This window comes from Halorubellus litoreus, assembly GCF_037081675.1.
GTDB classification, from domain to species: domain Archaea; phylum Halobacteriota; class Halobacteria; order Halobacteriales; family Natrialbaceae; genus Halorubellus; species Halorubellus litoreus.
Window position 1 is genome coordinate 573,633 of record NZ_JAZAQL010000002.1, and the last position, 25,521, is coordinate 599,153.

Sequence of the window (25,521 nt, forward strand, 5' to 3'; positions counted from 1 at the left end):
CCTCAGGGATAGGGGTGGTGGCGTCGGTCGAGGCGGGGTTCGAACCCGAGCGCCTCGGGGACCGAGTGCGCGCGCTCGCCGAACACCGGGTCGTCGGTGAACAGCGGTTGCGCGCCGGGGACGACGACGCGCACGGCCTCGAACCCGAGCGCGTCGACGTCCCGCGTCGTCAGGCGCGCCGCGTACGGCGTCAGGTCCGCGTCCGTGACGGCGTCGACGAGCGCGTCCACGCGGTCGGTACCCGTCGGTGCGTCGTTCGGGCCGACGCTCGACGCGGGAACGGGGCCGTCGGCGTCGAGGAACGCCGTGGCGGCGCGCGGGAAGTCCGCGAACGCGCCGATGGCGCCGTCCTCCGCGCTCGCCTGCGAACGCCCCATCGACCGGAGCTCCATCCAGTTCTGGAGCGCCTCCGCGAGCGCGTCGGTCGCCGCCTCCTCCGGGTCGAGTGCGGCGTCGGACCCCACTGCAAATCGTGGCCAGTCGCCGTCCTCGCGATGCATCGCGACCGCGACCACGGGCACGTCGACGTCCTGCGTGACGAGCAGCGCCGTCACCGAGAGGTCCTCGCTGCGCGCGCGCTTCTCCAGGGTCCGATACTCTTCGGCGTCCACGCGCAACTCGAGCGGCGTGAACGACGAGTACCACGCGAGCATCGTCGCGTCCCGCTCGACGACCTCCGACAACCCGGACGCGAGCGCGTCCGCGCCCGACGACCCGAGCCCGAGCCCGGTCGTGATCGGGTCCACGTACCGTCGTTCCGGCGGCGGGAACTGCACGAGCTCCGCCGCGAGGTACGTCTCCTCGCCCGAGGCGAGGTCGACGCCCGGCACCCACCGGATGGGCTCCTCTGGGTCGACCGCGGGCGCGTCCGCGCCGCGCACCACCGCCTCGGCGGTCACGCCTCCCTCGACGACTCCCGGTGGCGCGGTCTCGAAGTCGCTCGCGTCGTAGACGCCGGCGCAGTACCGCTCCAGGCCCTCGCCGAGCGCCTTCATGAACGCCGCGTTCCAGTCCGCGTCCACGCCCGCGCTCTGCGGGGCGGCGCGTCCGGCGGCGAACGCGGTCGTGTCGCAGGTCCGCGCGAGGTAGTACGGGGCCGGATACGACTCGGCCTCGCCGACCTCCGCGACGAGGCCGACGCGGTCGTCAAGGCCGCGTTCCGCCGCGGCGAGCGCCTCGTCGAGGGTCACGTCGCGGTGAGCGGAGCGCACCCGTCGGTCGCGGGCGTCGTCGTCGCAGCCACACCCCGGAACGGGAAGGAACTCGCGCTCGCCGCCGGGAACTTCGCGGACGCCACCGACGAACGTCGACCCCTCGCCGGCCGCGAGCGCAGCGGCCTCGTTCCCCGCGAGCGCACCCGCGAGACGCTCCCTGCGAGCAGCAAGACCCGACTCGTCGACCGACCCTTCGTCCGACGCTCGGTTCGACGCGACCCGCGACCCCAGACACTCGAAGCATCCCGTCTCGGGCCCGAACCCAGAGATCGCGGCGTCGACGTCAGTGAGCGCGTGCCCGCCGAGGCCACCGCGCTCGACCGCGAGCCACGTCGACCCGCCGGCGAGCGCCGCGTCGTTCGCCGTCCCGAACGCGCTCGCGGCGACGTCCGCGACCACCACCCCGAGGTCCGCGTCCCCGACGTCGCCCGGATCGCCGTGCTCGACGTCGCACTCGACGTCCGCGAGCGCCGCCGCGACCGCCTCCACCGCCGGGCCTTCCCCCGCGAGAACTACGTGCATGGCTACGACGTCACGCGAGGACGGGAAAAAGCCGACGAGTCGACGCGCGAACCAGCCCGAACCGCGCGCGGGGACGGACCGTCGTCGTCAGGAGGCGTTACTCGAGTCCGTGGTCGCGAGCGGCGCGTCGCGGCCGGCGGCGTCCACGGCGTCGAGGAAGATGTCCGCACCGAGTTCGATCTCGCGTTCGGTGACGTCGAGCGGCGGGAGCAGGCGGAGGCTCTTGTACCCGCAGCCGAGCGTGAGGAGGCCGCGACCGAGCGCTTGCTTGACGACCTCCTCGCGGCGGTCCTTGGAGTCGAACTCGACCGCGAACATGAGTGCACGACCGCGGACGTCCGTGATGCAGTCGGGGTCCGCGTCGTGGATTATCTCGCGGAGCTGGCGGCCGCGCTCGCGAGCGTTCTCGAGCAGGTCGTACTCGTGGATGGCGTCGAGCGTCGCGACGCCCTGTGCGGCGGAGATGATGTCGCCCGCGCCCCACGTCGAGGAGAGCCGGCCTTTCTCCTCGGGGAAGATCTCCGAGCGCGAGACGGTCGCGCCGACGCGCAGGCCCTTCGCGCTCGTGACGACGTCCGGCTCCAGGTCGACGTGGTCGATACCCCACATCTCGCCGGTGCGACCGAGTCCCGCCTGAATCTCGTCGCTGATGACGCGGATGCCGTGCTCGTGCTTGATCTCCTTGATGTCCGCGATGAACTCCTCGTTCGGGACGCGATAGCCGCCTTCGCCCTGCACGGGTTCGAGGATGATGTACGCGACCTCGTCGGGGTGGACGTTCCCCTGCGCGTGATGGAGTTTGTCAGCGAGCAGGTTCCCGCCGGGGCCGTTCGTCTTCCAGCCACACTGGCACTCGCCCTTGCAGGAACAGTACGGGACGCTCATGATGCCCGGTACCTCGGGGTAGCCCTTGCGGTGCACGGTCTTCGAGCGGTTCAGGCTGAGTGCGCCGAGCGTCCGCCCGTGGAACGCGCCCTCGAAGCAGACGCCGCGATGGGCGTCTCGGTCCTGGTACGAGATCTTGATGGCGTTCTCGACGGCTTCGGCGCCCGAGTTCGACAGGAACACCGTGTCCATGTCGTAGTGACTGAGCGCGCCCGTGATGCGGTCCATGAGCTGGGTCGGCGTCGCCAGGTCGGGGTCCTCGGGCGGCCAGCCGGCGCTCGCGTAGAAGTCCTGGCCAGCGATCTTCGAGGGGTCGATGAGGTCCATCCCCTCCAGCTTCTCCATGATCTTCGGGTTGTTGTACCCGAGGGGTGCGGCCGCGACGTGACTCGTGAAGTCCATGAGGACGTTCCCGTCGACGTCGACGCAGAACGGCCCCTCCGAGTCCTCGGTGACGTCCCACACGAAGTCGTAGACGTACGTGCTCGGCGCGGAGAATCCCTGATGGTAGTCAGCCCACCGTTTCGCCTTCTCGCCCGGCATCGAATCGACGCTGGGCGTGGCCGTCTCTCGGTCCATACTCCGAGTATGGAAAAGAACGGTTTAAAACGTCCGTTACGGTTCGCGCGAACCTTGCCGACCATGGTCACCACGTGGTCGGCGACCGACAGTGCCAGAACCCGCAGCCTCGAGGGCGGTCAGACGAGGACGAGGACGGCCGCCAGGCCGGCGGCGACGAGCAGGCCCGTGGAGTACGTCGCGACCTTCCGTGCGAACTCGCGGTTCGGCCCCACCCACGTGAGCGCGCCCTTCACGACGATGGACGACGCCGTCGAGAGGAGGACGGCGAGCACCGCGGTCTCCGCGTCGACGGTCCCCGCGCGGAACAGGAGGACCGCGGACGTCGTCGCACCCGCCGAGGAGACGAGGCCGGTGAGGACGGCGGTGAGGACGAACGCCGTGGACCCGACCTGCTCCTGGGCGATCGCGCCGACGACGAGCACGACGAGGAACACGGCGCCGAATCCGAGGACGTACCGGAGGCTGAACGGGGACTCCAGGTCCATCTCGACGCTCTCCCCCCAGTCCGCGGTGAGGGCGGCGACGACGAACGACCCGACGACGACGACGAGTAGCGGGATGACGGCGTCGACGAGCAGGCCGGCGGAGAGCGTGAACACGACGGCGATGACGAGGTTGCGCGTCGCCATCGCGGCGTTCGCGAGGAGGATTGCGGCGACCGCGTACGCGGTGGCGTCCGGTTCGTCGCGGACGTGGTCGAGCATCGTGCCGACGACCGCCGTCGAGGACGCCAGGCCGCCGAAGAACCCGGTGACTGCGATGCCGCGTCCGCCGTAGGTCTGGACGACGGCGTAGTTCACGATGCCGATGCCGGCGACGGTGACGACCATCAACCAGACGACTCGCGGTTCGATGGCGAGGCTCTCGATGCCGATGGCGGGCAGCGTGAACGTGACGGCATCCGTGGGCAGGAGCGGGTACACGACGAACGCGAGGATGGCGAACTCGGTCGCGGAGCGGACCTCCTGCCGGGAGAGGCTGTCGGCGAACGCGTGGAGTTCGCGCTTCAGGACGAGCAGGAGCGACGAGATGACGGCGACGGTGACGCCTTCGAGGACGAACCCGGTCGCGACCATCGCGCCGACGCCGTACGCGACGAGCATCGAGACGGACGTCGTCAGCGACAGCCCGTCGCGCTCCTCGTCGACGAGTCCGCGGACGGCGAGCAGGACGCCCTGGGCGATGACGAGGACGCCGCCGACGAGGACGAGTGACCCGCCGCCAGCCAGTTCGTCCGCGAGGAGCGTGAACACCGCGCCGAGCAGGGAGATGAGCGAGAACGTCCGCACGCCCGCGGACTTCTGGGACCATTCGCGTTCCAGGCCGAGGAACAGCCCGAGCGCTGCGGCCAGCGCGAGCTGGACGACCGGACTGGAGAGCGGCGCCTCCACGAGCTGCAACGCGAACCCAAGCACTCTATAGACTATATAGCGAAGCCGTTTAAGGGTTCCCTTCTGGACGACCAGGGACGCGACCGTCGCACGACGACGAACCCCCCGAAGACGCGTCAACGACTCCACACGATAGGTTTTTTACACCCGGGCAGTGCTGTAGATGGTATGTTCGGTGGGTTCGATATCAGTCGCTCCCGCGCACCCTGGGTGCTCGCGGGCATCCTCCTCGCGGGCACCGTCGCGTTCGTGCTCTACTCGTTCATCGGCACGTTCGTCTTCGGCCTCTTCATGTACTACGCCACGCGCCCCGTCTACCGGCGGCTCAAACGACGAGTCCGCCCACCCAGCCTCGCCGCCGCCATCGCCATCGTCACCCTCGCACTCCCGTTCGTCCTCCTCGTCGCCTACACCGTCGCCATCGGCCTCCAGGAACTCAACGCGTTCACCGGCCAGCTCCGTGCCGGCAACGCCACCCTCGGCGGCTACGAATCCGTCCTCCAGCCGTACTTCAACGTCTCCACCATCGCCGAGAACCCCGCGAGCCTCGTCGAGGACTCCACCGGCCGCCAGATCCTCCAGGAGCTCCTCACCGAGAGCCAGCAGTACCTCTTCTTCATCGGGAACGCACTCCTCCACCTGTTCGTCATGGGCGCCCTCGCGTTCTACCTCCTCCGGGACGGCAGCCGGCTCTCGGGGTGGGTGAAAGGGAACTTCGGCGACGACCGCGGCGTCATGGACGCGTACTTCCGCGCCGTCGACAAGGACTTCTCCTCGATCTTCTTCGGGAACATCCTCAACGCCTTCATCACCGGCGTCATCGGCACGCTCTCCTACAGCCTCCTCAACATCTACGCACCCGGTGACCTCATCATTCCCTACGCCGCTCTCGTCGGACTCCTCTGCGGGGCCGCGAGCCTCATCCCCGTCGTCGGCATGAAACTCGTCTACTTCCCCGTCACCGCGTTCCTGTTCGTCCGCGCGTACATGGCGGACGCGACCGGCGTCCTCTGGTTCCCCATCCTCTTCTTCGGCGTCTCGTTCCTCATCGTCGACGTCATCCCCGACCTCGTCCTCCGACCGTACGTCTCCGGTCGCAACCTCCACGTCGGCACCGTCATGTTCGCGTACATCCTCGGCCCGCTCCTGTTCGGCTGGTACGGGCTCTTCCTCGGCCCCGTGCTCCTCGTCCTCACCGTCCACTTCGCGCGGCTCGTGCTCCCGGAACTCCTGCACTCAGAGCGCCTCCAACCGTACGCGGTCGACCCGACGTACTTCGGGCCCGACGCCGAGGTGGCACCTCCCGATCGGTCGACCGAAGAAACAGCTGTCGTCGACGACCCGCCCGTGGACGTCGAGGACGTCCAGGTCGACGACGGCGGCGATACCCCCGACGGTATCGGGGATAGCAGCTAGCTTACTCCTCGTCGGGAGAGACGTACTGGGACTCCCATTCCCGCCGCGCCTCGATCTCGCGGCTGCCCCGCCGCGTGAGCGAGTAGAAGTTCGTCCGACGGTCGAGTTCGCCCTTCTCGACGAGGCCCTTGTCGACGAGCGTGTCGAGGTTCGGGTAGAGCCGGCCGTGATGGATCTCCTTCTCGTAGTAGTCTTCGAGCTCTTCTTTTATCGCCAGTCCGTGCGGTTCGTCTGCCCCCGCGATGACGTACAGCAGATCACGCTGGAATCCTGTCAGGTCGTACATCTATCTATCTACGCGAACACATTATTGTCTGAATTAAATAAACATAACGGCCTCCGCCCGATAGTCCAGGGCTTGGCGGCTATTACCGCTGGTTACTGTCGTGCAAAGGATGTAACGTATTCGGGGGGTCTGGTCGGACGTATCAAATCGAGGGTCACTTTGGCAGAGCGATGACTTATTCCGTTGGACGACGTACACGTTAGTATGCCAGAGGAAGTACTCTTCGAGACCGAATCCAAGATGGCGCGCGCAGACATCGCGGCGATCCTCCGCGACACCGCAGACAAGCTCGATGCGGACGACGCGATCACGCTCAGCGCCGGCACCGACTCCATCACACTCGACCCACCGGCGTCCCCCGAGTTCGAAGTGAAGGTCGAGCGCGAGACGAAGGCCGGGCAGACCGAGGGCGAACTCAGCATCGAGTTCGAGCTCGAATGGGACGAACGCGAGGCCGACGATACCACGACGGACGCGACCCTCTCCGTCGAGTAACACGCCACTCGAACCGCCGCCTGAAGACCACTGGACGCGAATTCGTTCTCGCGAGCGATTCCAGTTTCACGATTCTCCATCCTCACCCACCAGAAGAGCCGTTACACGTCGTCTCCGACGACACGCCGAGACGAGGGCATTGCTGTGTGTCGTGTAGTGCATCGAAACAGGAAAGCAGGGCACGCGGGGAAAAACCGCGTGCCCGCTTGCCGCCCTGATTGGTCCCCGCTGACGCTTCGGCCCTCCAAGCGAAGCGTCACTTACGCAAAGCCCCCACATGCTATTAAAAGTACCGACCACGGCTGATATCACAGGCTGGTTCGACGCCGGAAACCGCCGGAGGACGCCCCAAGAGACCCAGTAACCAGGTGCTGACGGGTACGTTCGACCCGTCGCTCACGACGTACCCCACCGAGCCGTCCGCGTCCGCACGCGCCGCGTGACTGATGCCTATGGTTCGGGAGCCCATCTTGATTCACCTCGACCCTCGTGGTGCCGCCAGCGCGGTCGCTATCGGGGTCGGCGTCGAAAGAATGGAGGTCGTCGTTCAGTTCAGGATGGACTGCGCGACCGTCGCGAGCTGGCCGTTGTCGGCGTTCCGCAGGCGGTCGTCGCCGATCTTCAGGCGGAGGCGCGGTCGACCGACGTCGATGGGCACCTTCTCCGTGTCGATGAGGCCCATGTCCTCGAGCTTCGTCTTCGTCCGGGAGAACGTCGCCTTCGACGCGATGCCGACGTCCTCGCCCCACTTGCTGATGTCGTAGAGCAACGCTTCGTTCTTCGCCGCGACGAGCAGCGAGATGGTGACCTCGTCGAGGCCGTCACCGTCACCGCGTGCGGTCTCGAGGCTCGCGAGGATGTTGTCGAAGTCCTCCTCGGCCTCGGGGCTGATGTCGTCCTCGAGCGTCTGGCGGACGCGACTGATCGGGGGCGTGCGGAGCTTGAACTCCTCGGCGTCGTCCCATTCGGTCATGTACGCGTCGTAGGCGGTCGTCACGAAGTCGTCGTCGTCGGTGGTGAGGCCGCCGACGCGGTTGCCCGCACGGACGAGCGCCACGACCTCGGTCTCGGTGACCAGCAGCGAGTTCTCCGGGCTCTCGTCGGTGGTCCGGAGTTCCAGCGCGTCCTGGTCGATGAGGTCTGCGGCGTTCGATGCGACGATGAAGTCGTCCATGACGTCCTTCAGCGTCCGCTCGTCTGCGAGCATGTGGACGTCCGGCAGGTCGCCGTCGAAGGACGTGGCGACACGGACGAACTCCTCGATCGCGTCCGCGGACGGATTCACCACGAGAAGGTCTCCCGTGGTATCTTCCAGCACGGTGCGGAGGATATCGTCAATTTGTTGGTCTAGTAAATTCGAGGTCATGCTTCTGTAGAACACAACGCTACTATCGTACTTAATTTTGTTGGCTAACCTAACGGCAAGCCTGCTAGAATCGGAAAGGAATCGCGCTCGCGGTTTGGCGAGTCGGGACCGAGACGAAGCCACCCAACGCTTAAGAGGGGCGATGAAGTTGTGTCGCGGTAACACATGCGAGACGAACGCGAACCGACGAGGGTGGGAATCGGACCGCGACCGACGGCACTCGATGGCTCCTCGAGCCCGTACACGGGCCCGTAGCGACCCCGGCTCGATCTTCGACGAGAACCAGACCAGCGGCTATCGTACCCGTACCTCGACGACCGCCGTGCCCGTTCCTCAACGACCGCCGAGTTCCGTCGCGAGTTCGTCCGACCAGTAGAACTCGCCGTCGAAGATGACCGAGGTGTCCGCGCGAGCGAGGAAGTCGACGGTGGTGCGTCGGTCGAGCGCGAACTCGGACGTGTTCCCCGAGAGGTACGAGTACTCGTTGTCCGCGACGTAGGGATGATAGTACGCGCCGGCTTCGCGGATGGAGAACTGGTCGAACAGGAGGAAGAACTGGTCCTCCGAGAGCTGTTCGAGTTCCGCGGTCGTCGGCAGCCGGTTCGTCGTCTGACTGAGCGTGTGCGTGCCGTCGCCGACGACCGCGTAGTCCTTCCCCATCATGATGCGGCGACGGGCGATGCGGAGCGCGCGCTCGAAACTGAACCCGTGGATGAGGAGGCGCGCGAACGCCGACCCGACCTTCACCGCGTGGTCGTTCAGGACCTGCGTGAACGTCACACCGCCCGTGACCGCGCCCTTCTCGACGAGCGCCATCCCCTCGTGGAACGACCCGCACGCGTTCAGGAAGAACGTCTGCGTGTTCACCTCGTCGAGCACGCTCGCGGGCATGTAGCCGTCCGGACACCGCAGACCGTCCTCCTCGCAGTGCCCGATGTAGTGCACGAAGTCGTTCTCGGACTCGAACACCGTCGCGAGCTCGTTCGTCGATAGCTCCTCGTAGACGTCGACGGTGATGGGGAGGTCCTCGCTGCCTTCGCGGTAGATGCTCGCGACGTCCGCGTGCTCCTTGTCCATGTCCTGGTCGTTCAGGACGACGCTGACGATGGTGTCGTCGTGGTCGCGGTCCATGTACGACAGGCGGTTCCGGTACGCCGACGGCGTGGACTTGAACACGTCGATCGGGACGCCGTCGGCGAGCCAGCCGTGGACGCGCCCGCCGCGGAGTTCGGGTTTGACGACGTCGACGGTCGCGACCTCGCCGGGGCCTTGCGGGCTCCGGTAGAAGTCGTCGAGCGACCGCTCGACGAGCTCCGCGCCCTCCAGTTCGCTCGTCTTCGGTGGGAACACGAGCGACAGCGAGTCCAGGAGGAACGGGAGCGTCTCGACGTACGCCGGGTCCGGGTCGACGTACGTCGACAGGTGCCAGTCGGGGAGCCGGTGCTCGACCGCCTGGAACGGCACGTCGAGGTACGTCTCCAGGCGCTCGACGGGGTCCGCGTGGTAGAGCGTCGACCCGTCGAGGTCGAGCGCGTCGAGCAGGCTCTCCTCGGCGAGGTTCGTCCCGTACGGCCCGGAGTTCCGGACGAGACAGTCGAGGAAGAACGTCTTCCGGAGGAGCCGCTGGACGTCCGTCTCCAGGCGCGGCATCGGCGACAGTGGCTCGCGGATACCGGCGCTGGGCGCGCACAACAGCGGTTGGTCGACCTCGGCGGTCTCCACGCTCGCCTGCAGGTAGTACGCGAGCGGCGCGGTCGTGTACAGCGTCTCGTAGTCGGGTGGGACGAGGAGTTCGATACCGACGTCGGGCGTCGCTTCGACGACCGCGTCCGGGACGTCTACCGCGTCGCCGAGTTCGACGAGTGGCGGGTGTCCGCGGAGCGTCGGGTACGTGCGGTCCGCGCCCGTGGTCTTGTGCGCGCTCGACGCGTACGTGACGGCGGCGGCGAACCCGGTCGGCGTCTCGGGGACGGTGACGGTGTCGGTCGGTCGGTCGTTCCGGCTTCGGAAGCCGAGCGTGAACTCGCAGCGCTCGGGGAACGTGACGACGACCTGCTCGAAGTCCGGCGTCTTCGACACCGAGAGCGGCCCGTCGACCTGGAGGTACGTCTTCACGTGCGTGTCGATGTCGAGGACGTACTCGCCCGCGGGGAGGTCGAGCGGGCCGGTGTCGTTCTCGAGTTCGTACGTCGCGTCGCTGGCCTGTGAGGCGACGTAGACGACGGCGACCGGGAAGCGGAGTTCGGAGGCCTCGCAGTCGACGGTGACGTCGACTGGCCGCGGGATGGTCGTGTCGCTCGCGCGCACCGACAGGTCCGGCGAGGTGACGCGCAGTTCCGTGTTGGCCGCGTCACCGACCGTGAGTCCGTCACTACGCACCCGCCACTCCATTCTCGTCGGTACGTGGCCGCCCATGCCAGTTAGGTGTATCGGGCGCGGCACGACGTGGCCGGTATCGGTGTCGCGGCCGTCTGGGTGTTGTTGTTGTCGCGGCCGTCTGGGTGTTGTTGTCCCGGCCGTCTGGGTGTTGGTGTCCCGACCGTCACGGGGGCGTCGCCACACGCGCGTGTCGTGAACTCGGTGTGCCGGCCGCATAACGCCCGGCGTCTGTGCACGTCCGTGCAATCCGGGGGTGGGCGTTCTGTCCGTCAAAGGTAGACTTATGCGGCCGCCGGTGTGGGTTTCTCGTATGGACTACGAGCGGGTTCGCGAGACCGACCCTGACGTGGCAGCGGCACTCGACGGTGAAGTGACACGACAGCAGGATTCGCTGGCGATGATCGCGAGCGAGAACCACGTCTCGGAGGCGGTCCTGGAGGCGCAGGGGAGCGTCCTGACGAACAACTACGCGGAGGGCTACCCGGGGAAGCGGTACTACGGTGGCTGCGAGTACGCTGACGACGTCGAGCAGCTCGCGATCGACCGCGCGAAGGAGCTGTGGGGCGCGGAGTACGTGAACGTCCAGCCGCACTCGGGGAGTCAGGCGAACATGGGCGTCTACCTCGCGGTGCTCGAACCCGGCGACAAGATCCTGTCCCTGGACCTGACGCACGGCGGGCACCTGAGTCACGGCCACCACATGAACTTCGCGGGCCAGCACTACGAGGTCGAGCAGTACGAGCTCGACGAGGAGTCCGGGCGCCTGGACTACGACGCCATCCGCGAGCACGCCGAGGAGTTCGACCCGGACATCGTCGTGTCGGGCTATTCGGCGTACCCGCGCGAGGTCGAGTGGGAGCGCATCCAGGAGGCCGCGGAGGCCGCGGACGCGTACCACCTCGCGGACATCGCGCACATCACGGGCCTGGTGGCGGCGGGCGAGCACCCGAACCCCGTCGGTGTCGCTGACTTCGTGACGGGGTCGACGCACAAGACCATCCGCGCGGGCCGTGGCGGCATCATCATGTCGCGCGAGGAGTTCGCGGACGACATCAACTCCGCCATCATCCCCGGCATGCAGGGCGGGCCGCTCATGCACAACATCGCCGGGAAAGCCGTCGGGTTCGGCGAGGCGCTCGACGACGACTTCGACGAGTACGCCGCGCAGACCGTCGCGAACGCGAAGGCGCTCGCCGAGGGACTCCAGGAGCGCGGGTTCGACCTCGTCTCCGGCGGCACCGACAACCACCTCGTGCTCGTGGACCTCCGCCCGAGCCATCCCGATACGACGGGGAAGACCGTCGAGGAGGCCCTGGAGGACGTCGGTATCGTCCTGAACGCGAACACGGTCCCCGGCGAGACCCGGAGTCCGTTCAACCCGAGCGGGTTCCGCGCGGGCACGCCGGCGCTGACGACGCGCGGGTTCGACGAGGCGGACATGGCGACGGTCGCGGACTGCATCGCGGACGTCGTCGACCACCCCGACGACGAGGACGTGAAGGCCGAGGTCGCGGAGATCGTGCAGGGGCTGTGCGACGCGTACCCGATCTACGAGGACCTCGCGTAACGGCGCGTCGCGGTCGGGCGGCGCTCGATTCTCGCGGATTCGTGACGGCGAACCGGTCGCTGGTCAGATGTCACAGCGCCGTGGGTCGCCGGTTCGGGCGAGCGCGAACAGGAGCGCGAGCACGCCGACGGCGCGGACGAGGTTCCCGGCGAACGGGAAGAGCGCGTACGCGCCGGCGACGCCGAGCAGCGGGAGGACGCCGGCGCCGCAGCTCGCGCAGCCGGCGGCGAGGACGCCGGGGGCGACGCCGAGGAGGTTCTCGGTGCCGCCGGCGCCGCGGCGGACCGTGCTCGCGACGACGACCGTGGTGACGCCGGCGAGGACGGCGTACGCGACGGTGAGTGCGAGCCCGAGCCAGCCGGCGGCGTCGACGGTGCCGACGGTGTACGCGACGAGGAGGTCGTCGACGGTGCCGGCGCTCGCGCTCAACGCGGTCGCGACGGCGGTCGGGTTCGCGCTGGCGACGAGCACGACGTAGGTCGCCGCGGCGACGCCGACCGCGGCGGCGGTCGTTCCCGCGGACAGCAGTGGGTACGTGAGTGCGCGGTAGAGGCGGTCCGAGCGCGACCGGGTGACGTCGGTCGCGCTCATGTGTTCTGGAGGCGTTCGACGACCTTCTCGAACGTCTCGTACGGCTGGGCGCCGGGGATGCCGAGCCACTTCCCGGATTCGACGTTCGACATGACGAACGCTGGGGTTGCGCGGCGGAGGCCGAGGTCGTCGACGGCGGTCGTGACGTCCTCCTGGACGGCTGCGGTGACGGCGTCCCGGCGCTCGGCCATGCAGCGTCGGAGGTCGTCCTCGGGGATGCCGTCGACGTCGGTCGTGTAGTCGTAGAGTTGGGTCTCGCTCGCCCAGCCGTCGTTCTTGTCGCCTTGCTGCGCGAAGACGTGTCGATGCCAGCGCCCCCACGCGTTCGGGTCGTCGTCGCGGGCGACGCGCCACGCGCACTTCGACGCGGCGGCGGCGACGTCGGAGTCCGCGCCGAACACGGGGAGTTCGAGGAAGACGATGGCGAGGTCGCCGGTCGCGACGTGGTTCTCCGCGAGCTTCGGGAGGGTGTCGACGTCGAAGCGCTTGCAGTACGGGCACTGGTAGTCCGTCCAGTAGAACAGTCTGAGGTCGGCGTCGAGACTGCCGAGGACGGGGCTGCCGGCGTAGTTCACGCCGAGGTGCGCGCTCTCTCCGTCGGCGCGGTGGAAGTCGCCGGCGAGCGCGTCGCCGTCGTTGGTCGCGAGGGTCGATGCGGCGTAGACGCCGGCGGCGCCGAGGCTGACCACGCCACCGAGGGCGGCGAGGGCGGTGCGACGGGAGACCGTGATGGGGGGTTCGTCGGCGGACCTGTCGTCGGGCACGTCCGGACGACAGTCTTGCAGAGCTTTAACTATACTGGTGTGGGCTGTGGTCCGTGCGCATTCGCGCGGCACGCTTTTCGCTTCGGCACGCCTTCGTTCTCGCATGGACCACGCCGCGACGCGCCGCCGCCTGCTCGCAACGCTCGGCGTTGTCGGGCTCGCCGGATGCCTGACCGGCACCGAGGACGCGGACGACGGTGACGGTGAGGACGGGACGGACGAGACGGACGGGGGCGGCGACGCCACCGGGTCCGAACCGAGCACCGCGGACGAGACCGACGGTGAGGGCGAGCCGGCGACGACTGCTTCGGAGACGACGACCGGTACGGATGGAGCGCTGGACCTCCGCGAGGCGAACGTGACCGGCGTCGAACTGGAATCGCAGGGCGACGGTCGGGTCCGGTTCTCGGTGACGCTCTATCACGACGACGAGGGCGAGGAGGGGTACGCGAACTGGTGGACGGTGGAGACCCGCGACGGCGAGGAGCTCGGTCGACGGGAACTCCTGCACGCGCACGGCACCCGCGAGTTCACGCGGTCGGAGACGGTGTCGGTCCCGATCGACGTGGAGTGCGTGGTGGTGCGCGGGCACGACGAGACGCACGGCTACGGCGGGCAGGCCGCGCTGGTGTCGGTGTCGACGGGCGCGACGCGGTTCGTCCGCCAGGGCTCGGAGCGGTCGTCGTTCGCGGACGTCGAGTGTCCGTGACTCGAACCCGCGACCGAGAATCGAGGTGCGGGCCGCTCACCGCCGGTGGTCGTAGCGGTCCCAGCCCATGTCGCTGCGGACGCCGCTCCAGACGCGGACGACGTTGACGAGCACGACGAGCGCGATTAGTGCGGGGACGAGGACGTAGAGGGGTGGGAAGAGCGCGAGGACCTGCGGAACCGTCGCGGTCTCGGCGTCGAGGATGGCGGTCGTCTCGGCGTTCCGTTGCGTGAGGAGGTACATGATGGCGACGATGGCGACCATGAACGTCGTGGAGAGGATGGTCCGGATCGGTCGCGTGAACACGCGGATGGTCCGCGTTCGGAGGGACTCGGAGAAGCGGCGGGCGTTGCGCTCGCTTCGGGTTCGCTGGCGGCGGACGACCCAGGACATAATCCGTCTGAACATACCACGTAGACGTAGGATGGCGACATAACCGTGCTGTCCAGTTGCTGACAGCCGCGACGACTGATACAAGAACGTGCACAATCTAGGCCAAAATTACGCTGTTTTGGGCACGAATCCGAGGGTTTTAGGCGGGCGTGGTCGTGGTGTCGACCATGACAGACGTAATCGACGGGAACGCGCTCGCGGACCAGGTATTCGACGGCGTCAGCGACGCCGTCGACGAGTTCGAGGCCGAGGGCGTCACGCCCGGGCTCGCGACCGTCATCATGGGCGAGGACCCCGCGAGTCAGACGTACGTGAACATGAAGCAGCGCGACTGCGAGAAGGCCGGCGTCAACGGCGTGCACGTCGAGGTCGACGGCGACGCCTCCCAGGACGACCTGCTCGACACCGTCGCGGACCTGAACGACCGCGACGACGTCCACGGCATCCTCGTGCAGACGCCGCTCCCGGACCACGTCGACGAGCGCGAGGTCATGAACGCCATCGACCCCATCAAGGACGCCGACGGCTTCCACCCGGAGAACGTCGGACGGCTCGTTGCGGGCGAGGCGCGCTTCAAGCCGTGTACGCCCCACGGCGTCCAGCGGATGCTCGCGCACGCCGACGTCGACACCGAAGGGAAGGACGTCGTCATCGTCGGCCGCTCGAACATCGTCGGGAAGCCGCTCGCGAACCTCCTCATGCAGAAGGCAGACGACGGGAACGCGACCGTCACCGTCTGTCACTCCCGCACGACGGACCTGGAAGCGAAGACGAAGGCCGCCGACGTCGTCGTCGCGGCCGCGGGCCTCCCCGAGTTCGTCACCGGAGACATGCTCTCGGAGGGCGCGGTCGTCATCGACGTCGGCATCAACCGCGTGGACGCGGACACGGAGAAGGGCTACGAGCTCGTCGGCGACGTCGACTTCGAGAGCGCGAGCGAGAAGGCGTCGGTCATCTCGCCGGTCCCGGGTGGCGTCGGCCCGATGACGCGCGCGATGCTCCTCTACAACACGATCAAGGCGACGCGGCTCCAGACGGGCGTCGACGCGACGCTGCCCTGACCGGGACAACTGGTTTTCTCTCCGCTCAGGTGTCGCCGAGCGACCGCAGTCGGTCGGCGGCCTCGACGACCGCGTTCTCGTCGCCGTCGCGGAGGTACGCGTTCAGTCCCTCCGCGGCGGCGTAGAGCGCGTCGGCGTCCCGGGGGTCGACGTCGCCCTGGAGCGCCTGCACGCGCTTCTGGTGGGATTCGAGCCCGGTGAGGACGTCGTTCGCGGCGGGGACGGGTGTGCGGTCGGTCGCTTCGAGCCAGTCGCGGACGTCGCGCCGGTACCGTTCGACGAAGTCCGCGGTGGCCAGTCCTCGCGCCTCGTGCATCACCGGTGGGACGTCCGCGGCGGGCGGGCGCTCTCCCGTATCCGCGCCCCGTAACAGCGAGAGCACGTAGTACTCGACATCCTCGGGGTTCTCGAACGAACGCGTGCGGCCGACGACGTCGACGGCGTTCGCGAGCTCGCGCGCCGCCAGTCGACGCCCGTCGAACGCGACCAGCTCGCCGGCGTGCACGAACCCGTTCCCGCGCACGAACTCGCGGCACGCGGCCTTGACGACGTCCACGGCCTCGTCCTCCGGCGCTTCGTCCCACGCGGTCCGCGCCTCGGTGAGGTCGAACTCCGCGGGCGTCGTCGTGTGGAGCGCCCGATCGTCGTCCACGCCGACGCTCCGCATGCTCCCGCACTCCGGGCACTCGACCGCGCCCGTCTCGTAGTACGACCACCGCGTCCCGCAGTCGCTGCACTCGCGCTCGCCGCGTATCTCCATGCCCGTGCTTCGGACGCCCGAGAGAAAGGACCTGCGTCTCGTCGCGCCACGGACAGGAGGCGTCGCGAGCGGTCGTCAGTCCGCGTCGACGCGCGGGTCGAGGACGCCCATCCCGAGGTCCTGGCAGAAGTTCAGGAGGATGGCGACGGTGACGACGACGACGACGAGCGCCATCGTCGTCGAGACGTCGCGCGCCTTCACGGAGACGAGCCCGAGTTGGCCGAGTCCGGGGAGGTCGAACACGAACTCGAGGACGAACACGTGCACGATGAGCGTGGTGACGACGTCGTCGAGGAACCCCGTCAGGAGCGGGAGGCTGGCGGTTCGGAGGACGTGAGCCATGGTCCGCCAGTCGCTCGCGCCCTTCGCTCTCGCGAGCCGGACGAAGTCGGCGTTCGCGTACTCGAGGCACTTCGAGCGCGCGTACCGCACCTGTCCGCCGGCGAGCGTGATGGCGAGTATCGTCGCGACGATACCGAACTGGACGAGCGCGTCGACCGTCCAGACGTCGACGGCTGCGCCCTGCGCGTAGTACTTCCCCTGCGAGGTGCCGAGCGTGAACTCGACGAGCCCGAGCTGCGCGGAGAGCACGACGAGCGCGAGCTGCGCGACGACGAAGTTCGGGACGCCGAACGCGAGGTAGCCGACGGATTGGACCACGCGGTCGACGTGGCCGCCGCGTCGGAGGGCGGCGTACGCGCCCAGTCCGATACCGGCCGTGAACCCGACGACGAGCGCGGGAACGACGTACAGGAGCGTGTACGGTGCGTGGCGGACGAGGAGGTCGGTGACCGGTGGGCCGACGCTCCCGAACCGGCTCACCGAGCGCCCCCAGTCCAACGTCACGAGGTTCCCGAGGTACGCGACGTAGCGGTCGAGGAGGGGTTGGTTCCCGCCTTTCGCGGCGATGAGCGCCGGGATCTGGTCGGCGTTGACGTTGTAGTAGTTGAGGACGGCGGGCGCGGGGTCGGGGACGAGGACCACCGCGACGAACACGAGCGTCACGACCGCGTACAGCGAGGCTGCGGCGACGCCGGCTCGACGCAGGACGTACGTCCGGTTCACGGCGTCCCTCCGCGAGCACTCGATTGCGACCGGGCGGAGCGGTGATTTGGCCGCGGCCGGGCGGAGCGGTGATTCGGCTGCGGCCGGGCGGAGCGGCGACTCCGTCGGCCGGCGGTCGCGTGCTGCACGGTACCGACGTGCGACGCGTCCGGAAAAGGTCGTTCGGAGTGTCAAACGACTCTTTGAGGCATCGCTTCGAGTGGCCGTTGGCGTCGCGACGGCTCGCGGAGTTCCGACGCGTTTCGAGTCTCGATTCGACGCGCGAAGGCGTTCGCGGGTTTACGTGGGTGGCGGTCGCAGTGGCGAGTGCGGGGTGAAAGTCATGTCGACCACGCACAACGACGAACCCGGGACGACGACCATCGCGCTCTCGCCCGAGAGCCAGTGGGTCGTCCACGACGTCGTCCTCGACGAACTGCTCGGCGACGACGCCGACCGGCCGCTCTGGGCGGTCTCGGTCGCGAAACGCATCGAGGGCGAGGCACTCGCCGTGACAAGCGTCGAGGGACGGCGGCTTCGAGAGCGTCTCCGCGAGTACGTCGCGCACTGGAGGCGCTCGACGCGCGGGTGGAGTAGACGACGCCATCGGTCGCCGACCTGGGGGTGGGCGGCGGTGGCAGCGGGCGCGCCTGGATCGCTGCGCCCGGTGGGTCGGTCGCTCGTCCCGGTGGGACGGTGGACAGGCCTGGACTCGCTTCGGCGACTCGACGGCGACGCCGGTCGTGGGTACCGGCGTCGCCACCACGATTTTCGACGATCCGCTCGACGCCGAGTGACGTCGCCGCAGTTCACCGCCCGCGGTCGCGGAGGCGCCGCCAGTCCGACGCGAGCGTGGCGAGGAACGGTCTCGGGTCGTGCAGGGACAGCACGTCGAAGTTCGGTTGAGCGACCAGCGACCGTGCGACGGCGAGGGCTTCGCGCGCGAGCGACGGCCGTTCGACGTGCTCGAACGCTCGTTCGTGGACGCTCAGCAGGTAGTTGCACTCGCCGAGGAGTCGGTGACAGCCGATGTCGACGTCGTACGGAGGCTGATGGGGCTCTTGGGCGTCGACGCCGGGGCGGCCGCCGTCGGTCGCCGCCGACCCTCCGTCGCCGCGGGACCGCTCGCTGGCGAGGGTCGCGCTGTCTTCGCCGGCAGCGTCGGACGTCCGGTCGTCAGACGCTGTAGCAGTGACGTCCGCGCCCGTCGAGAGCGCCCAGTAGGCCGCGGGGAAGTCGACGCCCGCGGCGACCGCGAGCGGGAGCGACCCCCAGAACCGCGGGTTCACCTCGAGGAGGACGTACTCGCCGTTGCGCGCGTCCTTCCGGAACTCGACCATCGCGGGGCCGTGCCAGTCGAGCGCGTCGAGGACGCGACGGCCGGCGTCCGCGAGCGCGTCGTCCGCGATGGACTCGCGGTAGACGCTCGCGCCGCCGGCGTACGTGTAGCTGCGGACGCGCCGATGCTGGAACGTTGCGACGGGCGTCCCGTGGTCGTAGAGCGCGAAGAACCCGAACTCGCCCGCCGACGGCACGTACTCCTGCGCGATGGGTTCGTGCCCCATCGCGTCGACGAACGCCGCGACGTCCGGTTCGACGCCGGGCTCGTGCACGCTCGCGGTCCCGGTGCGCGCGCCGCCGCCGACGACCACGACGGTGTGGCGCGGTTTCACCACGTACCGGTCGGTCCACGCGTCGAACGCGCCGAGGGGCGCCGTCTCCGGCGTTCGAACGCCGGAGACGGCCGCTCGCTCGAACAACGCCAGCCGGTCCTGCGCGGTTCGCATCCCGTCCGCGTCCGGCCAGGGCGCGCCGACGTGCGTCGCGAACGCATCCCGATGCCTGGAGAGCACGTACGCGTCCACCTCCGAGAGCGGGACGACCGCCCGGACGTCCGTGCGTCTGGCGAGCGAGAGGAGTCCCTTCGCGTACGCTTCGACGTCCTCGCGGGGATCCGGGAGCACGTGCGTCTCGTCGCAGTACCGCGAGGCGAGCGCGGGCGCGTCGCCGCTGGTGGTGGTTCCGATGACGTACACGCCACGGTGCCCCAGCGACCGCATGCAGGCGAGACTGCTGCCGCCGGGGTCCGCCGGAACGATGACCGCCACACGCCCGCGTCGGCCCGTCGCCTGGGCGTAGGTCCGTCGCATACCCACCCGTTCGGGACTGCCGGTAGTTCGTTATGGACGTCCGACGGGTCGCGGCGTCGCTGGTAGCCACCGCGTACCCGTCCCCGATGCTATCGGCCGTACCGCCCGGCGGTCACGCCGCTTCGACCGCGGCGAGCGCGTCGTCGAGGTACTCGCGGGCGCGAGCGGCGAGCGTCTCGCTCCGTGCCGACGAACGCGCCTCGGCGGTGACGCGGACGAGCGGCTGCGTGCCGCTGGCGCGCACGAGGAACCAGCCGTCGTCGGTGTCGACGCGCACGCCGTCGCGGTCGTCGACCGCGTCGAAGTCCGCGTGGACCGCTTCGGCGACGTGCGCCATCACGGCCGCCTTGTCTGGGACCTCGACGCTCTCGCGCCGGGTCGGGTACGTCTCGATGGCGTCGGCGAGCTCGCTGAGCGGGCCGTCGGTCGCGACGAGCGCCGCGAGTCGAACCGCCGCCAGCGGGCCGTCCGGGCACTTCGTCGCGTCCGGCCAGATCCACGCGCCGCTCATCTCGCCGCCGAACACGACGTCGTCGGCCTCGGTCTGCTCGGCGACGAACCCGTCGCCGACCTTCGTGTGGACGAGGCTTGCACCGACCGCCGCGAGCGCGTCGTCGACCGCCAGGCTCGTGTTCAGCGGGGCGGCGACGCGGTCGCCGTCGCCCGCGACGTCGGTCGCGAAGATGGCGAGCAGGACGTCGCCGGGGAGGAACTCGCCGTCGCTCGTCACCGCCATCATGCGGTCGGCGTCGCCGTCGTGCGCGATGCCGAGGTCCGCGTCGGTCGACGCGACGAGCGCGGCGAGCGCGCCGCAGTGCTCGGCCGTCGGCTCGCTCGGGCGTCCCGGGAACGAGCCGTCCGGTTGCGCGTTCAGCGTCTGGACGTCGGCGCCGAGCCGGTCGAGGACGGTCGCGGTGACGCCACCCATCCCGTTCCCGACGTCCACGACGACCGACAGCCCGTCGAGGTCCGCGTCGACCGCGTCAGCGAGGGCGTCCGCGTGCCGGTCGATGGCGTCCTCGAGGTGGCGTTGGGAGCCGACGTTCGCCGCGTCGACGAGCGCGTAGTCGTTCTCCCGGACGCGCCGCGCGATGGCGTCCTGCTGGGTGCCGTCGAACGCACGCCCCGAGGCCGTCCAGAGCTTCAGGCCGTTGTCCGGCGCCGGATTGTGGCTCGCGGTGACGGACACGCCCGCGTCCGCGTCGACCCACTCGACGGCGCGCGCTATCGTCGGCGTGGACGCCATCCCGACGCGCACCACGTCGCTCCCGCTCTCGCGCAGTCCGGCGACGACCGCGTCCGCGAGCATCTCGCCGCTCTCCCGGGGGTCGCGGCCGACGACGACCGTCCCGTAGCCCTCCGCGGCCAGCGCACGCCCGACCGACAGCGCCAGCTCGCAGGTGACCTCGTCGCCGACGCGACCACGTATCCCACTCGTTCCGAACATGACAGTCGATACCCGCGTCCGCCAGGTAGTTATACCCTCTATTCCCGAGTGCGTCCTCGACCCGACCGCGGACCGCCGGCCGGTCGTCGACCGGGGCGTGGGCCCCGTTCCCGGCGGTAGCGTCGTCGTACCGGGGTCGCTGGTGGCTCCTCGACGCCCAGTAACCGGCCAATAACGACGCGTCTGGGGGCCGAGGACGAACCGATGACACGCTATCGCATACCGCGTTGCGGTCGTCTCGTTGCGCGCGACCCGTCGTGCGAGCAGCGCGGCCGCGAACGCACCGCCGCCTCGACGGCCGGCGTGCCAGGCGCCGACCGCGCCGGGCCGTGAGCATCTCGACCGAGGCGGTCGACCGCGCCCGCCGCGCGGACGTCCCGTTCGTCGCCGCCGCGGTCGCGTACTACTGGCTGGGGTCGCTCGTCCCGGTGCTCGCGCTCGGGTTCGTCGTCGTCCAACTGACGTACGGCCCCGTGCTCGCGGACGCGACGCTCGCGTATCTCGACGGCGCCCTGACCGCGACCGGTCGGTCCGTGCTCCGGCGAGCGCTCGTCGACTCCTCCGGGGCGACCGGGCTCGGCGTCGCCGGCGCTGTCGGCCTCGTCTGGGGGTGGACGCGGCTCTACGGCGCCCTCGAGGCAGCGTTCGAGCGCGTCTACGAGACCACGGGCAACGACGGGTTCGCGGCGCGCGCCGTCGCCGGCGCCATCGTCGTCCCCGCGATCTCCGTCGGGATGGTGCTCGCCGCGTCCGGACTCCTCACCGGGTCCGACGACGTCGCGTGGCAAATCCTGCACGTCGTCGCGGTCGCGCTCGCGCTCTTCCCCGTGTTCGTGACGCTCCCACCGACGCGCCCCAGGCTGCGTGCGGCGATGGTTGGCGCGGCCACGACCGCGGTCGCGTGGTCCACGCTCCGGATCGCGTTCGAGACGTACGCGACGTACGGCTCGTACTCGCCCGCGTACGGCGTCATCGGCGGGGTCATCCTCGTCGTCACGTTCCTCTACCTCGGCGCGCTCGCGCTCCTCGTCGCCGTCGCCCTCACCGCCACGCTCGACGACTGAGCGAACCCTCGTAGTCGGTCGACCGACAGCTACGGTTTCGGTCCGACAGGCAGAACCTGCAGCACCACCAGCGTTTATGCCCCTGGACGCGAAAGGGTGGGTTGCAATGACACGGAGTTCCCAGGCTCCTGGTCGAGAAATTCTCCGACGGTAAGCCGACCGTCGTAGCCGACGACCACGACCTGTCCCTGTGCGTCGGCGACGAAACGCACGACCTGAGCCGCGACGAAGCAGCACAGTTACGCGACGCGTTGTCGAACGCACTCACGCGCACCACCGAGTACGTCCACACGACGGGCACGCACCGCGAGGACGACGCGTACGTCGTCGCGCGCCGCGGCGCCGATTCCGCCGGCCACGAGAAGGTGTTCGAGTCCTTCGAGGCGTGCCGGGGGGTCTACGACGAACTCCCCGAGTCGTTCACGGCGAGCGACGTCGAGCGGTCCGGGCTCACCGGCGGCCGCCGGCACATGCTCGTGTGGCACTACGCGGAGCATCCGGCGTTCGACTGCGAGCTCGCCTCCCGCCAGCCATTGACCGTCGAGAAGACGGTCGAGGGCGAGGCGGTCGACGAGGAAGCGACCGACGACGAGCGAGCGGCCGACGCGACCGCGTCCGCGAACGAGTCGACGACCGGCGACCACCTGGGGGTGATGCCCGCGGACGACTGACCCCAGCCGGTCGATGCGGCGCCCGATTCGGTCCAGCCGGTCGATGCGGCGCCCGATTCGGTCGACGATACGGGAATCGCCGTTCGGCGACACCCGGCCCTGCCGGGACGCCAGTCCTTTTGCGAGCGGACGCCGTCGCCCCGGGTATGTCACGAGACCAGCGAACGCCGGGGGAGGGACCGCGGCCGTCGACGTTCAGCATCGTCGCTCGCGACCCCGAGCAGGACGCGGTCGGCGTCGCCGTGCAGTCGAAGTTCGTGAGCGTCGGGAGCGTCGTGCCGTTCGCGGACGCGAGCGCCGGCGCTATCGCGACGCAGTCGTTCGCGAACGTCGCGTACGGCCCGGACGGCCTCGACCTCCTCCTCGACGGCTACACCGCCGAGGAAGTCGTCGACGAACTCACCGACAGCGACGACGAGGCCGCCCAGCGCCAGGTCGGCGTCGTCGGCCAGGACGGGAGCGTCGCGGCGTTCACGGGCGACGAGTGCTTCGACGTCGCTGGCGACGTCCAGGGCGAGCACTACACCGTGCAGGGGAACATCCTCGAGAACGACGAGACGCTGCCCGCGATGGCCGACGCGTTCGAGACGACCGACGGCGGCCTCCCCGAGAAGCTGCTCGCGGCGCTGCACGCCGGGAACGACGCCGGCGGTGACTCCCGCGGCGAGCAGTCCGCTGCGATGTACGTCGCGAAACCCGAGGGCGGCTACGACGGGAAGAACGACCGGTGGATCGACGTGCGCGTCGACGACCACGAGCACCCCATCGACGAGCTCGAACGCGTGTTCAAGATATACGACGTGACGCTGCTCGCTCGCGAGGAACCCGAGGACGTCCGCGAGCTCGATGGCGACGTTGCGCGCGCCGTCGCGGCGACGCTCGCCGACCTCGGGTTCTACGACGGCGACCTCGAGTCGGTCGCCGACACCGGGTTCGGGGACGCGGAGCGAGACGCGCTCGAGGACTTCCGCGGGATGAACAACTTCGAGAACCACGAGCTCTCCGTCCTCGAGGACGCGCTCGCTCGCGGCTGGACGGACGCCGACGCCGACGGCGACGAGCGGCTGGTCGACGCCATCTGGCACGGCCTCCAACGGCTCGAACGCGAGTAAGCGATTCACCGGCTCGACCGAGAGGAGGTGACCGGTCGCTGCATGCCGGCGGAGGGACTTGCCGTGTGGAAGCAGGTTTTTCACTCGCACCCACTTACGACGGGGTATGTCAGGGGCAGACGGAGGGTTGTTCGAGGAGGACCTCGCGGGGCTGTTCGAGGACCATCGAGTGAACGCGGCGCTGGCGTGGGTGCTGGTGGCGGTGCTCGTCGTCGACGCGGTGACGGAGTTGCTGCTCGGCGGTGTGCCGTCGGCGGCGTTCGCCGCGGGCGTCGCCGCGCTCGCTGCCCTGCCGGCGGTCGCGTTCCGGAACCCGCGCATCATGCTGCCGTGGGAGGTACTGGCGCTCGCGGCGCTCCCGATGCTCGGCCGGTTGTTCGCGACGCTCCCCATCACGGAGGCGCTCGCGACGTACCTCGCGGTCGCCGCGGTCGCGCTCATCGTCGCCGTGGAACTGCACGTGTTCACGCCAGTGAAGATGACGCTCGGGTTCGCGGTGCTCTCGGTCGTCGTGTTCACGACCGCGGCCGCGGGCGTCTGGGCGGTGACTCGCTACGCCGGGTTCGTCTTCCTCGGCACGCCGTTCGTGCAGAGCAACGAGGCGCTCATGATCGAGTTCGTGTACTCGATACTCGCGGGCGTGCTCGCCGCGGGCGTCTTCGAGTTCTACGTGCGTCGACGCGCGCAACTGGACCGACTCCCGCCGGGCGTGACCGTCCGATGACGTCGCTGTCGTCGTTCGGCCTCCACGAGCGTCGCCAGAAGCAGCTCTCGCGGTTCATGCAGCTGTCGCTCGTCGGCCTGCTGTTCGTCGGTATCTACGAGCTCAACGTCGGTATCGTCGTGAACTGCGCGGTCGGCCTCGTCGTCACGGAACTCCCCGCGATCGTCGAGCGCGACTACGACGTCCCGATGGACGCCGGGCTGACGTTGTGGATCACGACCGCCGCGTTCCTGCACGCGCTCGGCACCGTCGGCCTCCCGGGGATGGAGGACTCGTTCTACCGGACGCTCCCCGTCTGGGACGACGTCACCCACGCGTTGTCGGCGAGCGTCGTCGCTGCGGCGGGGTACTCGACCGTGCGCGCGCTCGACGAGCACTCGGCGGACATCTATCTGCCGCGGCGCGTGACGTTCGCGTACGTCCTCGCGTTCACGATGGCGTTCGGCGTGATCTGGGAGGTGCTCGAGTTCGCCATCACGGTCGCGACGGGCGCGGTCGGCGTCGACACCGTGCTCACTCAGTACAGCGTCGAGGACACGCTCGGCGACCTCGTCTGGAACACGTTCGGTGGGTTGCTCGTCGCGATCTGGGGGCACCTCTACCTGACGAACGTCGTCGGGGCGCTCCGGTCGCGCATGACGGACAACTCTCACGAGGAGTGATAGCACGCCCCTAGGCTTACGTCGGGGGCGGTCGACCACCCGAACGCGATGGTATTCAAGAAGATAACCCTCATCGGCACGAGCCCCGAGAGCTTCGACGCTGCGGCGGACGACGCCATCGACCGCGCGCAGGACACCCTCCAGAACGTCCTCTGGATCGAGGTGGACGAACTCGGCGTCGAGGTGGCGAGCGTCGAGGACCGAGAGTACCAGGCGGAGGTCACGGTCGCGTTCGAGCTGGAAGGCTGACGCGACCGCGGTTACTC

Annotated in this window: 24 protein-coding genes and 1 pseudogene; 12 read left to right on the forward strand and 13 right to left on the reverse strand. The window is 69.2% G+C overall.

Annotation, left to right across the window (positions count from 1 at the left end; genetic code table 11):
- Positions 1 to 2 precede the first annotated feature (2 nt).
- From VYJ16_RS10145 to VYJ16_RS10155, 3 genes are all read right to left on the reverse strand, one after another.
- On the reverse strand, positions 3 to 1,736 hold the full coding sequence (locus tag VYJ16_RS10145) for a YcaO-like family protein (protein WP_336350185.1): 1,734 nt from the start codon (positions 1,734 to 1,736) through the stop codon (positions 3 to 5).
- A gap of 87 nt (positions 1,737 to 1,823) precedes the next feature.
- Positions 1,824 to 3,200 (reverse strand): class-III pyridoxal-phosphate-dependent aminotransferase, encoded by a 1,377-nt coding sequence (locus VYJ16_RS10150; protein ID WP_336350186.1) that lies wholly within the window; start codon positions 3,198 to 3,200, stop codon positions 1,824 to 1,826.
- 119 nt (positions 3,201 to 3,319) lie between these two features.
- The gene (locus VYJ16_RS10155) at positions 3,320 to 4,618 is read right to left on the reverse strand and encodes an MgtC/SapB family protein (RefSeq protein ID WP_336350187.1); all 1,299 of its coding nucleotides are present in this window, start codon (positions 4,616 to 4,618) and stop codon (positions 3,320 to 3,322) included.
- Between the two features lie 144 nt (positions 4,619 to 4,762).
- Between VYJ16_RS10155 and VYJ16_RS10160 the strand changes: the two genes are divergently transcribed.
- Positions 4,763 to 6,010: an AI-2E family transporter gene (locus VYJ16_RS10160; protein WP_336350188.1), complete on the forward strand. Its 1,248-nt coding sequence runs from the start codon at positions 4,763 to 4,765 to the stop codon at positions 6,008 to 6,010.
- 1 nt (position 6,011) lies between these two features.
- On the opposite strand, the gene VYJ16_RS10165 is transcribed toward VYJ16_RS10160, so the two are convergent.
- A complete protein-coding gene (locus tag VYJ16_RS10165; protein WP_336350189.1) occupies positions 6,012 to 6,296 on the reverse strand; it encodes a PadR family transcriptional regulator in 285 nt (94 codons plus the stop codon).
- A gap of 204 nt (positions 6,297 to 6,500) precedes the next feature.
- On the opposite strand from VYJ16_RS10165, the gene VYJ16_RS10170 reads away from it, so the two are divergent.
- Positions 6,501 to 6,791, forward strand: coding sequence for an amphi-Trp domain-containing protein (locus VYJ16_RS10170; protein ID WP_336350190.1), 291 nt, complete (start codon positions 6,501 to 6,503; stop codon positions 6,789 to 6,791).
- A 547-nt stretch (positions 6,792 to 7,338) separates the two neighbouring features.
- On the opposite strand, the gene tbsP is transcribed toward VYJ16_RS10170, so the two are convergent.
- Positions 7,339 to 8,157 carry a transcriptional regulator TbsP gene (tbsP, locus tag VYJ16_RS10175; protein ID WP_336350191.1) on the reverse strand — a complete coding sequence of 273 codons (819 nt, stop codon included), beginning with the start codon at positions 8,155 to 8,157 and terminating at the stop codon, positions 7,339 to 7,341.
- A 333-nt stretch (positions 8,158 to 8,490) separates the two neighbouring features.
- Positions 8,491 to 10,572 (reverse strand): hypothetical protein, encoded by a 2,082-nt coding sequence (locus VYJ16_RS10180; RefSeq protein ID WP_379762202.1) that lies wholly within the window; start codon positions 10,570 to 10,572, stop codon positions 8,491 to 8,493.
- 274 nt (positions 10,573 to 10,846) lie between these two features.
- Here VYJ16_RS10180 and glyA point away from each other — a divergent pair, with 274 nt between their 5' ends.
- A complete protein-coding gene (glyA, locus tag VYJ16_RS10185) occupies positions 10,847 to 12,103 on the forward strand; it encodes a serine hydroxymethyltransferase (protein WP_336350193.1) in 1,257 nt (418 codons plus the stop codon).
- A gap of 63 nt (positions 12,104 to 12,166) precedes the next feature.
- Here glyA and VYJ16_RS10190 read toward each other — a convergent pair whose 3' ends face one another.
- Positions 12,167 to 12,694, reverse strand: coding sequence for a hypothetical protein (locus tag VYJ16_RS10190; protein WP_336350194.1), 528 nt, complete (start codon positions 12,692 to 12,694; stop codon positions 12,167 to 12,169).
- Complete coding sequence (locus VYJ16_RS10195) at positions 12,691 to 13,458, reverse strand: DsbA family protein (protein WP_336350195.1); 768 nt, start codon at positions 13,456 to 13,458, stop codon at positions 12,691 to 12,693. The genes VYJ16_RS10190 and VYJ16_RS10195 overlap by 4 nt, the downstream gene beginning before the upstream one ends.
- A 103-nt stretch (positions 13,459 to 13,561) precedes the next feature.
- Here VYJ16_RS10195 and VYJ16_RS10200 point away from each other — a divergent pair, with 103 nt between their 5' ends.
- Positions 13,562 to 14,167, forward strand: coding sequence for a hypothetical protein (locus tag VYJ16_RS10200; protein ID WP_336350196.1), 606 nt, complete (start codon positions 13,562 to 13,564; stop codon positions 14,165 to 14,167).
- Between the two features lie 36 nt (positions 14,168 to 14,203).
- Here the strand turns inward: VYJ16_RS10200 and VYJ16_RS10205 are convergent, their stop codons facing one another.
- Positions 14,204 to 14,575, reverse strand: a complete 372-nt coding sequence (locus tag VYJ16_RS10205; protein ID WP_336350197.1) for a hypothetical protein — start codon at positions 14,573 to 14,575, stop codon at positions 14,204 to 14,206.
- A gap of 152 nt (positions 14,576 to 14,727) precedes the next feature.
- On the opposite strand from VYJ16_RS10205, the gene VYJ16_RS10210 reads away from it, so the two are divergent.
- Positions 14,728 to 15,621, forward strand: a complete 894-nt coding sequence (locus tag VYJ16_RS10210; protein WP_336350198.1) for a tetrahydrofolate dehydrogenase/cyclohydrolase catalytic domain-containing protein — start codon at positions 14,728 to 14,730, stop codon at positions 15,619 to 15,621.
- Positions 15,622 to 15,646: 25 nt separating this feature from the next.
- Here VYJ16_RS10210 and VYJ16_RS10215 read toward each other — a convergent pair whose 3' ends face one another.
- Both VYJ16_RS10215 and VYJ16_RS10220 read right to left on the reverse strand, forming a co-directional pair.
- A complete protein-coding gene (locus VYJ16_RS10215) occupies positions 15,647 to 16,381 on the reverse strand; it encodes a DUF7117 family protein (RefSeq protein WP_336350199.1) in 735 nt (244 codons plus the stop codon).
- 75 nt (positions 16,382 to 16,456) lie between these two features.
- Entirely contained in the window at positions 16,457 to 17,446 is a 990-nt protein-coding gene (locus tag VYJ16_RS10220; RefSeq protein ID WP_336350200.1) for an ABC transporter permease, read from the reverse strand.
- Positions 17,447 to 17,768: 322 nt separating this feature from the next.
- Between VYJ16_RS10220 and VYJ16_RS22245 the strand changes: the two are divergent.
- Positions 17,769 to 17,978, forward strand: a pseudogene (locus VYJ16_RS22245) (DUF7853 family protein); the annotation flags it as partial.
- A 256-nt stretch (positions 17,979 to 18,234) separates the two neighbouring features.
- Here VYJ16_RS22245 and VYJ16_RS10225 read toward each other — a convergent pair.
- Both VYJ16_RS10225 and glmM read right to left on the reverse strand, forming a co-directional pair.
- Positions 18,235 to 19,575, reverse strand: coding sequence for a carboxylate--amine ligase (locus VYJ16_RS10225; protein WP_336350201.1), 1,341 nt, complete (start codon positions 19,573 to 19,575; stop codon positions 18,235 to 18,237).
- Positions 19,576 to 19,687: 112 nt separating this feature from the next.
- A complete protein-coding gene (gene glmM, locus VYJ16_RS10230; RefSeq protein WP_336350202.1) occupies positions 19,688 to 21,022 on the reverse strand; it encodes a phosphoglucosamine mutase in 1,335 nt (444 codons plus the stop codon).
- 329 nt (positions 21,023 to 21,351) lie between these two features.
- Between glmM and VYJ16_RS10235 the strand changes: the two genes are divergently transcribed.
- The 6 genes from VYJ16_RS10235 (at position 21,352) to VYJ16_RS10260 (ending at position 25,504) form a co-directional block, all read left to right on the forward strand.
- A complete protein-coding gene (locus VYJ16_RS10235; RefSeq protein ID WP_336350203.1) occupies positions 21,352 to 22,086 on the forward strand; it encodes a YihY/virulence factor BrkB family protein in 735 nt (244 codons plus the stop codon).
- Between the two features lie 215 nt (positions 22,087 to 22,301).
- Complete coding sequence (locus VYJ16_RS10240; RefSeq protein ID WP_418934296.1) at positions 22,302 to 22,757, forward strand: DUF7528 family protein; 456 nt, start codon at positions 22,302 to 22,304, stop codon at positions 22,755 to 22,757.
- Between the two features lie 146 nt (positions 22,758 to 22,903).
- Positions 22,904 to 23,869 (forward strand): DUF1028 domain-containing protein, encoded by a 966-nt coding sequence (locus VYJ16_RS10245; RefSeq protein WP_336350205.1) that lies wholly within the window; start codon positions 22,904 to 22,906, stop codon positions 23,867 to 23,869.
- 106 nt (positions 23,870 to 23,975) lie between these two features.
- A complete protein-coding gene (locus VYJ16_RS10250; RefSeq protein WP_336350206.1) occupies positions 23,976 to 24,593 on the forward strand; it encodes a hypothetical protein in 618 nt (205 codons plus the stop codon).
- Positions 24,590 to 25,255, forward strand: a complete 666-nt coding sequence (locus VYJ16_RS10255; RefSeq protein WP_336350207.1) for a DUF2238 domain-containing protein — start codon at positions 24,590 to 24,592, stop codon at positions 25,253 to 25,255. The genes VYJ16_RS10250 and VYJ16_RS10255 overlap by 4 nt, the downstream gene beginning before the upstream one ends.
- 48 nt (positions 25,256 to 25,303) lie before the next feature.
- On the forward strand, positions 25,304 to 25,504 hold the full coding sequence (locus VYJ16_RS10260; protein WP_227131205.1) for a dodecin: 201 nt from the start codon (positions 25,304 to 25,306) through the stop codon (positions 25,502 to 25,504).
- Positions 25,505 to 25,521: the final 17 nt, after the last annotated feature.